Here is an 11,563-nt window from a genome sequence, read left to right on the forward strand (position 1 = left end):
CGCGACCACATGATCCGTGCATGCCCGGGGAGTGCAGGGGTAATGTCCATACGCGCCGTTATCCCTGTGTGGCATCGCACAGCTCTGTGTAAGGGACCGTTCTCCCATTGGGGTGGACGGCCCCATTGCGCAGGGTGCCCAAAAGGGGATTCCTTGAGAAAGCCGATTACCGTAGCCGTGCTCGCAGATGACCCCATAACCGAGGAGGGGGCCATCATGCGCTTAACCTCATACGAAGAGATCGCCCCGCTCTCCCTGGATTCGCGCGACCCCGCCGACGTACTGCTGGTACTCGCCAACGAAGTGACCGCGAACATGCTGACGCGGGTGGAGCGCGTGCACCGCGAGAACGGCGGCGACGGACGCAGGCTGCCCGTCATCCTCGTCGCCAACGAGTTCCCGGAGCATTCCATGCTGCGCGCGATCAGCCTCGGACTGGTCAGCCTCCTGTACCGGCGCAAGAGCAGCTTCAACGCCATCGTGCGCGCCGTCGTGACCGCCGTACGCGGTCGCGCGAAAGCGGGAGACGGCATCCAGCAGCGCCTCATCAGCCAGATCGAGGCGATCAGGGACCACGCGCTCATCCCGCACGGACTCAACGTCGCGGGGCTGGGAGCCAGAGAGGTCGAAGTGCTCAGGCTGCTCGCCGACGGTCTCAACACGAAAGAGGTGGCGAGCAAGATCGGCTGCTCGGAGCGCACCATCAAGAACGTCATCCACCAACTCGTGGCCCGCCACAACCTCCGCAACCGCACCCACGCGGTCGCCTTCGCACTCCGCACCGGAGTGCTGTAGAAAACGGCGAAGGGCCCCGCACACAGGGGCCCTTCAGCCCACCCGACCACGCCGCCTCACGCCGCCGCGTGCGCCCCGCCCGCGCCGGGCCGCCCCCGCCCGTGCACATCGGGGTGGATCGGCGTCCGCGACCCGGTCAGCGGAGCACCGGTACCGCCCTGCCGGGCCGCGATGATCTCGGCCGCGATGGACAGGGCGGTCTCCTCCGGCGTACGGGCGCCGAGATCGAGACCGATCGGCGAGCGCAGCCCGGCCAGTTCGTCGGCGGTGACCCCCGCGTCGGCGAGCAGCCTGACCCGGTCCTCGTGCGTGCGGCGCGACCCCATCGCGCCGACGAAAGCGACCGGCATCCGCAGCGCCGCCGTCAGCAACGGAATGTCGAACTTGGCGTCGTGGGTGAGCACACACAGCACCGTGCGGGAGTCCGTATCGGTGCGCTGGAGATAGCGGTGCGGCCAGTCGACCACGACCTCGTCGGCCTCGGGGAAACGGGCCCGGGTGGCGAACACGGGCCGCGCGTCGCACACCGTCACGCGGTAGCCGAGGAACACGCCGGTGCGCACCAGCGCCGCCGTGAAGTCGACCGCACCGAAAACGATCATGCGGGGCGGCGGCACGCTCGACTCGACGAACAGCGTCAGCGCCACCCCGCAGCGCGTCCCGCTCTCCGACAGGGCACACGTACCGGTGCGCCCCGCCGCCAGCAGCGCCCGGCTCTCACCCGCCGCCGCCAGATCCAGCTCCGGATCCCCGCCGAAACCGCCCTCGTACGAGCCGTCGGCACGCACGAGCAGGGCACGGCCGAGCAGTTCGGCCGGCCCCTCGGTCACCCGGGCCAGGGCCGCCGCCTCCCCGCGGGCGGCGGCCGGCAGCGCCGCGGCCAGCACCTGTCTCACCGGTGCCTGCGCACCCACCGGCGTGACCAGGATGTCGATGACCCCGCCGCAGGTGAGGCCCACAGCGAAGGCGTCCTCGTCGCTGTAGCCGAACCGCTCGACGACCGTCCCGCCGTCCTCCAGGGCCTGGACGCACAGGTCGTACACCGCCCCCTCCACACAGCCGCCGGAGACCGAGCCGATGACCGTGCCCTCACCGTCGACGGCGAGGGCGGCACCGGGGCTGCGCGGCGCACTGCCGCCGACGGCCACCACGGTGGCGACGGCGAAGTCCCGGCCCTGTGCCACCCACCGGGCCAACTCATCGGCGATGTCCAGCATTTCGGTCTCCTCCTGCTTCACGGCCCGGTGCGGGCGGGTGTACGGCGGACGAGGGCGGCGGAACCCCGGGTGCCCGTGCTCAGCCGGCCCCGTGGGCCGCGGCACCCGCCTCAAGGATGCGGTCGGGCCGGATCGGCAGATTCCGGTGGCGCACACCGGTCGCATGCCAGACCGCGTTGGCGATCGCCGCCGCCGCCCCGACGATCCCGACCTCACCGACACCCTTGATCCCGACCGGGTCGTCCGGATCCAGGTCGTCCACCCAGTCCGCCTCGACGGGCGGCACATCGGCGTTCGCGGCGAAGTGATACCCCGCGAGGTCCGCGCCGACATGCCCGCCCGACGCCTGGTCGCGGACCGCCTCCTCGTGCAAGGCCATGGAAAGTCCCCAGATCATGCCGCCGATGAGCTGGCTGCGCGCGGTCAGCGGATTGACGATACGGCCGGCCGCGAAGATGCCGAGCATCCGCCGCACGCGTACCTCACCGCTGGTGACATCCACCGCGACCTCGGCGAACTGCGCCCCGAAGGAGTGCCGCTCCTTCTGCGCCAGCGCCTGGACGGCCTCGGCGGTGTCGGACCTGGCCGTGATGCCCTGCGGCGGAATGCCGCCGCCCAGGGCCAGTTGCTCCCGCAGGTCGGCCGCCGCGGTGGCCACCGCCCAGCCCCAGGAACGGGTGCCCATCGAGCCGCCGGCCACCCACGCGGGACCGAAATCGCTGTCCGCGATCTTCATGCGGATGCGTTCCGGAGCCACCTCCAGGGCGTCCGCGGCGATCAGGGACAGCGCCGTCCGCGCCCCGGTCCCGACGTCAGCCGCGGTGACCCGCACCGTGAAGTCGCCGTCCGCCTCCGCCGTCACGGACGCCGTGGACGGAGCGACCCCCGACGGGAACGTCGCGGCGGCCGTCCCGGTGCCGAGCAGCCAGCGCCCCTCGCGGCGGATACCGGGACGCGGATCCCGCTGCGCCCAGCCGAACCTGGCGGCCCCCTTCTCGAAGCAGGCGAGCAGATTGCGGCTGCTGAACGGCAGCCCTGACACCGGCCCCGCGGCCGGTTCGTTGCGGGCGCGCAGCGCGATCGGATCGATGCCGCACTTCTCGGCGAGTTCGTCCAGCGCCGACTCCAGCGCGAACGAACCTGGCGCCTCACCAGGCGCCCGCATGAAGGTCGGCGTCGGCACATCGATCCGCACCACGCGGTTGGCGGTGTGGTGCGCGTCGGCGTCGTACATCACCCGCCCCGGATCGGCGCTCCGCTCAAGGAACTCGTGCACCGTCGACGTGACGCTCAGAGCCTGGTGGTCGAGGGCGCGCAGCCGCCCGTCGGCGTCGGCGCCGAGCCTGACCCGCTGCGCGGTGGGGCTGCGGTAGCCGACCAGCGAGAACGTCTGACGTCGCGTCAGGACGACGCGGACCGGGCGGTGCAGGACGGTCGCCGCCATCACCGCGCACACCTGGTGCGGCCGGATCCCCTTCGCCCCGAAAGCGCCGCCGACGTGCTCGGAACGCACCCGGACCGAGCCCGGATCGAGGGAGAACAGCTTCGCCAGCTCGTCCGACACCCACCCGCTGCCCTGGTTCGAGTCGACGACTTCGAGGCGCCCGCTGTCCCAGCGAGCCATCGCCGCGTGCGGCTCCATCGCGCTGTGGTGCTCCTCGGGCGTGGTGTACTCCTCGTCCACGACCGCGGCGGACGCGGCGAGTTCGGCCTCCAGGTCCCCCTTATCCGTCTCCGGGTCCGGCGTGTACGTGCCGGGCCGCCCGGCGGCGAACGCCACGTCGTGCGGCTCCTCGTCGTACTGCACGACCAGCGCTTCGGCGGCCTCCCGCGCCTGCTCGGACGTCTCCGCCACCACCAGCGCCACCGGCCAGCCCGCGTACGGCACCCGGTCGTGCTGGAAGACCTGGACGACCGGGTCGGGCCGTCCCAGCAGGCCCGTGTAGTCCCCGTCGACGCGCGGCGCGTTCCCGTGATGCAGGACGGTCAGGACGCCGGGCATCTCCAGGACGGGCGCGGTCTCCACGGAGCGGATCCGCCCGCGGGCGATGGTGGACAGCACCAGCCAGCCGTGGGCGAGTTCGGCGAACGGGACCTCGCCCGCGTAGCGCGCGGCGCCGGTGACCTTGTCCCGGCCCTCCAGGCGGGTGCGCGCGGCGCCGACGGCCCCCGCGGCGCCGGTGGTTGCGGTCGTCACCGTGGTCATCGGGCGTCCTCCTCGGCGAGTTCGGTCAGTACGGTCACCACGAGATTTCGCATCAGCGTGACCTTGTATCCGTTGTGGGGGAGCGTCGCGGCAGCCGCCAGCTCCGCGTCGGCGGCGGCACCGAACGCATCGGCGGTCGCCGGACCGCCGGTCAGCGCCCGCTCGGCCTGCCGGGCCCGCCACGGCCGGGACGCGACCGCCCCGAAGGCGAGGCGCACCTCGTGCACGACACCGTCCCGCACGTCCAGAGCCGCGGCGATCGAGCCGATGGCGAAGGCGTACGACGCCCGTTCGCGCACCTTGCGGTAGCGGGAGACGGCGGCGACCGGGGCCGGCGGCAGGGTGAGCCCGGTGATCAGCGCGCCGGGCGGCAGCGCGGTCTCCAGGTGCGGGGTCGCCCCCACCGGAAGGTAGAACTCCGCAAGTGCCGACTCGCCGGGCCCGTCCGCCGTCTCGTACTGCACGACGGCGTCGAAGGCGGCGAGCGCCACCCCCATGTCCGAGGGGTGAACGGCCACGCAGTGCGCCGATGCCCCGAGGATCGCGTGGTTGTGGTGCTCGCCATCGATGGCCGGGCAACCGCTGCCGGGGGAGCGCTTGTTGCACGGCTGGGCCACGTCGGTGAAGTAGCCGCAGCGGGTGCGCTGGAGCAGATTCCCGCCGATGGTGGCCATGTTGCGCAGCTGGCCCGACGCCCCGGCCAGCACCGCCTGCGCCAACGCCGGGTAGCGGCGCCGCACTTCGGGGTGGGCGGCGAGATCGCTGTTGGTGACGGTCGCGCCGATGCGCAGACCGCCGTCCGCCGTCTCCTCGATCCGGTCGAGCGGCAGCTCCCGGATGTCGACGAGCTGCGCGGGCCGCTCCACCCCGGTCTTCATCAGGTCGACGAGGTTGGTGCCACCGCCCAGGGCACGCGCGTCGGGGTCGGCGCCGAGCAGGGCGACGGCACCGGGTACGTCGGACGCGCGCTGGTAGCCGAACTCCCTCATGCCGACACCGCCGCGTCCGCCGCGTGCGAAGTGCCGCCGGAATCCGGTGCGTTGGCGTCCTGCGTGGCGGCTGCCGCCCGCGCCACCGCCTGCACGATCGACACGTAGGCCCCGCAGCGGCACAGGTTGCCGCTCATCCGCTCGCGGATCTCCTCCGCGGTCAGCTCCGGCGGCCCCGCCTCCGGCGACACGTCGGCGGTCACCGCGCTCGGCCAGCCCGCCGCGTGCTCCTCGATCACCGCGAGAGCCGAACAGACCTGCCCCGGCGTGCAGTAGCCGCACTGATAGCCGTCGAGGTCGAGGAACGCTTCCTGCACCGGGTGCAGCCGGTCGCCGTCCGCCACGCCCTCGATGGTGGTGACCGCCCGCCCTTCGGCGGCCACCGCGAGCTGGAGGCAGGAGACGGCCCGGCGCCCGTCGAGCAGCACCGTGCAGGCGCCGCACTGGCCGTGGTCGCAGCCCTTCTTGGTACCCGTCAGGTCGAGGCGCTCGCGCAGTGCGTCGAGCAGGGTGGTGCGGTGGTCGACCGGCAGCGAGTGCTTCTCGCCGTTGATGTGCAAGGTGATGGCGCTGGACGTCGATAGGGCCATGATCAGCCTTCTTTCGCGTATATGAGGCGCGGTGCGGGTCGGAGCCTGAGCCCTGTCGCCGACGTGGTCAACCGGGAAGCCGCACGTTCTGTGGCGTCGGAGCGCGGGAGTGCGGAAGTGCTGATTCCGGCAGACGTTTCGGGGGAGCGGGCGCTGTGCGGGACGGCGGAAGCCTCGGTTCCGACGGTGTGGGCCGATCCGGGCGATCGGTCGCCGGGCCGTCCGCACCGTCCGCTTCTGCCATTATGGTGGATCCAAGCGGATAGCTGTCCGTTAGTGTGAAACTTACTGGACAGGTGTCCGGTTAGCAAGATCGATCCATCCGTGGATTCCCGGATCCCGGAAGGAGGACGAGTGCCACCGAGGAAAGACGCACCGCTGCGCTCGGACGCCCAGCGCAACCGCGAGCGCATCCTGGAGGCGGCGCTCGCGGAACTGACCCGCTCGGCCGACGTCCCCCTCAGCACCATCGCGAAGCGGGCAGGCGTCGGACAGGCCACGTTCTACCGCAACTTCCCCCACCGCGAGGCCCTCGTCCTGGAGGTCTACCGCTACGAAGTCCAGCAGGTGGCCGACGCCGCATCCCAACTGCTGGCGACCCGGACACCCGACCAGGCCCTGCGGGAGTGGATGGACCGCCTCGCCCGGTACGCCATGGCCAAGGCCGGCCTGGCCGACGCGATGCGCCGGGCCACCAGCGCACACGGCTGCCTGGCCGCACTCGGCCACGGCCCGGTGACCGCCGCCATCACCCTCCTCCTCCAGGCGAACGAGGAGGCCGGCACCATCAGGCCAGGAGTGACCCCCGACGACTTCCTGCTCGCCATCGCGGGACTGTGGCAGATCGACCCGCACGGCCCGTGGCAGCACCGCGCCGGACGCCTCATCACCCTCGTCATGGACGGCCTGCGCACCGGCGCACCCGGCCCCTGACCCCACCCCGCAGGGAACACGGCGCACGGCCCCGCCGACGGCGCCCGCGCGGCCCGTGTGCCGGGCGCCCATCACGTAGGGTCGACGGATGGCGAAGTATTTCGACGTGCACCCCGAGAACCCTCAGCGGCGCACCATCAGCACTGTGGCGGACAGCATCCGTTCCGGCGCGCTCGTCGCGTATCCCACGGACTCCTGCTTCGCGCTGGGATGCCGGCTGGGCAGCCGCGACGGCATCGACCGGATCCGCTCGATCCGCAACCTCGACGATCGCCACCACTTCACCCTGGTGTGCCAGAACTTCGCGCAGCTCGGCCAGTTCGTGCACGTCGACAACGACGTGTTCCGCGCCATCAAGGCGGCGACACCCGGCAGTTACACCTTCATCCTGCCCGCGACGAAGGAGGTGCCGCGCAAGCTGCTGCACCCCAAGAAGAAGACGGTCGGCGTCCGGATCCCGGACCACGTCGTCGCCCAGGCCCTGCTCGCTGAACTCGGCGAGCCGCTGCTCTCCAGCACCCTGCTGCTGCCCGACGAGGACGAGCCGCTGACGCAGGGCTGGGAGATCAAGGAACGGCTTGAGCACGTCGTGGACGCCGTGGTCGACTCGGGCGACTGCGGCACCGAGCCGACCACCGTCATCGACTTCTCCGGCGACGAGGCCGAGATCGTACGCCGGGGAGCGGGCGACACCTCGCGGTTCGAGTAACCGCCCTCTTCCGGGGCGCCGCCCGGACACACCGTCCGCGCGGCGCCCCGGGACGGGCCTACCAGGTCACCATCAGCCGCAACGGACTGCGCGAGGTGGCGCCAAGACGCCACTCGACACCCTCGACGGGCTCCGCGAGCCGCAGCCCGGGGAAGCGGGCGGCGAGTCCGTGCAGCGCGAGCTGCAACTCCAGCCGGGCCAGCCAGGCACCCAGGCAGTAGTGCGGCCCGGCCCCGAACGCGATGTTGGCCCCCTCCAGCGGGGCGAACAGGTCGTCGAACGGCCGGGCCGGGAAGACGGCGGGATCCCGGTTGGCCGTGCCGCAGTCGGCGACCACCACCGATCCGGCCGGAATGACCACGCCCCCGACCTCGGCGTCTTCGGACGCATGGCGGATGCTGCCCCGGTCGTCGCCCAGCGGGATCAGGTGCAGCAGCCGCTCGGCCGCCAACTCGGCCGCCTTCTCGTCCGATCCCAGACGCGGCCAGCACTCCGGCCGCTCACCGAGCAGGTAGAGCAGGCAGTTGCCGAGCATCGTCATCGTGCTGTCATGGCCGCCCACCGCCAGGCCGCACACCAGGCTGACGAGCTGCGCCTCGGGAATGCCGCCCTCCGCGTCCCCGGCCTGGACCAGGCTGCTGACGAGGTCGTCACCGGGGTTGCGCCGCCGCTCGCCGATCAGTTCGGCGGCGAACGCGGCGAACTCCTCCAGCGCGGCGCCGATCTCGTCAGGGGAGTGCGAACCGTCCGAGAAGGCGTACTTGGTCCAGTGCCGCAACCGGCCCTGCGCCCGCGCGTCGAGGCCCATCAGCTCACTGATCACCGAGATCGGCAGCGGCAGGGTGAAACCGGCGACCAGATCCACCGGCGGTTCACTGCGGGCCAGTTCGTCCAGGCAGCCGTCCACCATGGCGGCGATCCAGGGACGCCAGCGCGCGACGGCCCGCGGGGTGAACGCCCGGCGGAAGGTGCGGCGCAGCCGGATGTGGTCGGGCCCGTCCTGGTTGAACAGCAGGTCGGGATTGTTGACGAGGTTGGGCACGTCCGAGACGGGCGGGGCGTCGGGCCCGTAGAGCTGGGCCCGGCCGAACCGCGCGTCGCTGAGTACCTGCTGCACGTCGTGGTGCCGGGTCACCAGCCAGGCCGGGCTGCCGTCGGGCAGAGTGGTGGGCTGCGGCGGGCCTGACTCGCCGAAATCCACGCGGTGCAGCGGGAGCAGCGGCTGTTCGACCGTTTCCGTGGTGGGGTCTGCGGCGGACACGGTACCTCCTTGTCCGTGGCGGTAGGGCGGTGTGGAGGAAGGCGACAAGGCGCCAACTCCGTTGTTGCACAGCGGAGTTGGCGCCCTCTTCACAGCTTGACAAGGACCTTGCCCCGGCTGGCCGCCCGGTCCCGGTACAGGCTCCCGTAAGCCGCCGGGATGTTGTCGAAGCCGTGGTGGACGGTGTGCTCGCAGGTGACCTCGCCGCGGCGGACCATGCCGCCCAACTCGGTGTGGAGCGCCGCCCAGTTCTCGTCCGTGAACCATTCGAGCGAGAAGATGCCGCGGATGGTGGTCCGCGGGAACATGATGTAGGGCAGCAGCCGCGGCCCGACACCCTCCCGGCCGACCTGCGTCGCCCACTGCCAGCAGACCGCCACCTGGCTGCCGACGTTGAGCAGCGAGAACACCGTGTCGGTCACGGTGCCGCCCAGATTGTCGAAGTACTTGTCGACCCCGTCGGGCGCGGCCTTCCTGAGCGCCTGGCGCACCGTGTCGGCGTCGTCACCGTGCCGGTAGGTGATGACCTCGTCGAAGCCGAGCCGGGTCAGACGCTCCGCCTTCTCCGGGGTGGACGTGGAGCCCACCACCCGCGCCCCGGCGCGCTTGGCCAACTGGCCGACCAGCGACCCCACGGCGCCCGACGCCCCACTGATCACGAGGGTGTCGTCGGGGCGGATCGTCATGAACTTGCTCAGCGTCCCCCAGGCCGTCATACCGGGGCCGCCCATCACGCTCAGCGCCGTCTCCAGGGGCAGCGCCGCGTCGAACCACTGCGGATCCAGCCGGCGGTAGGCGGGGAAGACCATCGGGAACGTCCCGGTCTGCCACAGCCGCGGTTCGCCGTTGCTGACGAGGTACTCGCGCCAGCCACCGAACCCCTGCACCAGGTCACCGACCCGGTGGGCCGCCTGCGGGCCGGCGTCGATCACCTCCATGACCGAGTCGGCCCCCATGTGCATACCGAGCGGGGTGTCCATCGCGATGCCCTGCAAATACGGGTCGACCGACACATACAGGGTCTTCAGCAGCATCTCGTCGGGCGCGAGATTCCCGCCCACGTCCTCGGTGACCTGCTCGTAGACCCGGCCGATATCGGGCACACCCTCGACGTGCTCGCGGACCACCCATTTTTTGCTCTTCATGTCGCGTCCTTTTCTGTGGTGACGGCTGTCCTGACCGCTTCGCGGGCGGGCGGGGGCACGCGCACCCCGACCGGAATGACCCGGTGCGTCGGCAGCGGCCCGGTCTCGTCGACGGAGGCGGTGAAGGGCCGCCCGTCGTCGCGGCAGATGAACTGCATGACGTGCCGGCCGGCGGCGGCGGCCCGGATCAGGCCGCCCGTCGTCGCCCAGACACCGGACTGGTAGAAGTTCGCCAACCCTGGCAGTCCTGGCCCGTGCTTCTTGATCAGCTCTTCCAGCGTCTCGCCGCTCTCCACGAACGGCTGCCAGCCGAGCACGGTCCCGTTGTAGTTGCCCGTGTAGCGCACCTGCGTCAGCGGGCTGGACACGTCACGCACCGCGATGGCGTCCTCGATGCCCGGGTACCGCTCCTCCAGGAACCGCACCAGCGCCATGCGCGCCCGCCGCTTCGCCGCGTAGTAACCACGCCCGTGGCGCACCGGCAAGGTGTGCACCTCCTGGCCCCCACGGGTGCGGCTGATCTGCTCCGCCCCCTCGTCCAGGGCGCGCCAGGGCGCGATGTCACAGAAATAGGTGGCGTAGACGACGGTCGTCTCCTCGGGGGAGAGTTCCGGGTAATGCCGGTTGCGGAACTGGACGTTGATGCTCGGGTGGCGGATTCCGGTCAGCTCGGCGGCCATGTCCTCGTCGAGCAGGTACGTCGTGCAGGGTTCCCCTTCGGGGAAGGGGCGCCGCAGGCCGAGGAAGAGCGTGAAGTAGCCGGGGAAGACCATGCCGGGCTCGTGGATGGTCTCGGTGTAGAGATGGCGGTAGGTCTCGTTGAGATAGCGGCCCTTGAGGAACTTCATCGTCGTGGTGTATCCGTCGCAGGCCGAGACCACGATGTCGGCGTACACCTCCTGCCCGTCGCTGAGGCGTACCCCGATCGCACGGTCGTCCTCGACCAGGATCTCCTCGACCTTGGCGTTGTACGTCACCTCGCCGCCGAGCCGCCGGTAACGCTGCTCGATCGACTCGGCGAGCCCGAGGGAGCCGCCCTCGGGGACGCCGGCCGACAGGTTCGCGTGCGAGGCCAGCTGGAAGAGGAACGGCAGCACCGGGAACGCCGGGTGCTTCTCGTACAGGATGAAGTTGAACGCCTCGCGCAGCAGCGGGTCCTGGAACTTCGACGAGAAGTCCGTCATCAGCTCGGTGATCGACGTGCGGATGGTGTTGAAGTACGGGATGAACGACGCCAGCATCCGCCAGCGTTCGACCGTCCCCATCAGCCCGACCGGCTTGAGGAACGGGTACACCTCCAGGCACTTGCGGAACTTGCGCAGCGACTGGCAGAACCGCCTGATCAGCTTGGCGTCGACCGGTGAGATGGCGGTCAGATGCGCTTCCAGCCGGTCCGGGTCGGAGTAGAAGTGGACGGCCCTGCCGTCCTGGCCGCGCACGATGTTGAACACGTCGAAGTGGCGCACCTCCTTGCCCTGCAGCGCGCCCAGTTCGAGCCAGATCTGGTGCATCTCGTTCCCCGGACCGCTGCCGAGCAGCCAGCTGATGCAGCAGTCGAGGGTGAAGTCGCCCCGCTCCCAGGCCGTGCAGCAGCCGCCGGGGATCTCGTGCATCTCCAGGATCCGGGTCCGGTAGCCGTTCATCTGCGCGTAGCAGCCGGTGGACAGGCCGCCGAGGCCCGCACCGATGATGATCATCGTCTCTCTGCCGTGCTCCGG

At 71.1% G+C, this 11,563-nt stretch carries 10 protein-coding genes; 3 read left to right on the forward strand and 7 right to left on the reverse strand.

The window, feature by feature from the left end:
- Nucleotides 1-216: 216 nt before the first annotated feature.
- Nucleotides 217-795, forward strand: coding sequence for a LuxR C-terminal-related transcriptional regulator (locus ACIBK8_RS24580; RefSeq protein WP_399044004.1), 579 nt, complete (start codon nucleotides 217-219; stop codon nucleotides 793-795).
- A 56-nt stretch (nucleotides 796-851) separates the two neighbouring features.
- On the opposite strand, the gene ACIBK8_RS24585 is transcribed toward ACIBK8_RS24580, so the two are convergent.
- The 4 genes from ACIBK8_RS24585 to ACIBK8_RS24600 form a co-directional block, all read right to left on the reverse strand.
- Nucleotides 852-2,012, reverse strand: coding sequence for an XdhC family protein (locus ACIBK8_RS24585; RefSeq protein WP_399044005.1), 1,161 nt, complete (start codon nucleotides 2,010-2,012; stop codon nucleotides 852-854).
- A gap of 79 nt (nucleotides 2,013-2,091) precedes the next feature.
- Nucleotides 2,092-4,218 carry a xanthine dehydrogenase family protein molybdopterin-binding subunit gene (locus ACIBK8_RS24590; protein ID WP_399044006.1) on the reverse strand — a complete coding sequence of 709 codons (2,127 nt, stop codon included), beginning with the start codon at nucleotides 4,216-4,218 and terminating at the stop codon, nucleotides 2,092-2,094.
- Nucleotides 4,215-5,207 carry an FAD binding domain-containing protein gene (locus ACIBK8_RS24595; protein ID WP_399044007.1) on the reverse strand — a complete coding sequence of 331 codons (993 nt, stop codon included), beginning with the start codon at nucleotides 5,205-5,207 and terminating at the stop codon, nucleotides 4,215-4,217. Before ACIBK8_RS24595 ends, ACIBK8_RS24590 begins: the two co-directional genes overlap by 4 nt.
- Nucleotides 5,204-5,797: a 2Fe-2S iron-sulfur cluster-binding protein gene (locus tag ACIBK8_RS24600; RefSeq protein ID WP_399044008.1), complete on the reverse strand. Its 594-nt coding sequence runs from the start codon at nucleotides 5,795-5,797 to the stop codon at nucleotides 5,204-5,206. Before ACIBK8_RS24600 ends, ACIBK8_RS24595 begins: the two co-directional genes overlap by 4 nt.
- A 354-nt stretch (nucleotides 5,798-6,151) precedes the next feature.
- Here ACIBK8_RS24600 and ACIBK8_RS24605 point away from each other — a divergent pair, with 354 nt between their 5' ends.
- Nucleotides 6,152-6,730, forward strand: a complete 579-nt coding sequence (locus tag ACIBK8_RS24605) for a TetR/AcrR family transcriptional regulator (protein WP_399044009.1) — start codon at nucleotides 6,152-6,154, stop codon at nucleotides 6,728-6,730.
- Between the two features lie 88 nt (nucleotides 6,731-6,818).
- The gene (locus tag ACIBK8_RS24610) at nucleotides 6,819-7,439 is read left to right on the forward strand and encodes an L-threonylcarbamoyladenylate synthase (RefSeq protein ID WP_393686811.1); all 621 of its coding nucleotides are present in this window, start codon (nucleotides 6,819-6,821) and stop codon (nucleotides 7,437-7,439) included.
- 58 nt (nucleotides 7,440-7,497) lie between these two features.
- Here ACIBK8_RS24610 and ACIBK8_RS24615 read toward each other — a convergent pair whose 3' ends face one another.
- From ACIBK8_RS24615 to ACIBK8_RS24625, 3 genes are all read right to left on the reverse strand, one after another.
- Complete coding sequence (locus ACIBK8_RS24615) at nucleotides 7,498-8,700, reverse strand: cytochrome P450 (RefSeq protein ID WP_399044010.1); 1,203 nt, start codon at nucleotides 8,698-8,700, stop codon at nucleotides 7,498-7,500.
- An 89-nt stretch (nucleotides 8,701-8,789) separates the two neighbouring features.
- Complete coding sequence (locus ACIBK8_RS24620; RefSeq protein ID WP_399044011.1) at nucleotides 8,790-9,845, reverse strand: MDR family NADP-dependent oxidoreductase; 1,056 nt, start codon at nucleotides 9,843-9,845, stop codon at nucleotides 8,790-8,792.
- Nucleotides 9,842-11,542, reverse strand: a complete 1,701-nt coding sequence (locus ACIBK8_RS24625; RefSeq protein WP_399044099.1) for a phytoene desaturase family protein — start codon at nucleotides 11,540-11,542, stop codon at nucleotides 9,842-9,844. Before ACIBK8_RS24625 ends, ACIBK8_RS24620 begins: the two co-directional genes overlap by 4 nt.
- Nucleotides 11,543-11,563: the final 21 nt, after the last annotated feature.

The organism is Streptomyces sp. NPDC050161 (assembly GCF_044460025.1).
Taxonomy (GTDB): Bacteria; Actinomycetota; Actinomycetes; order Streptomycetales; family Streptomycetaceae; genus Streptomyces.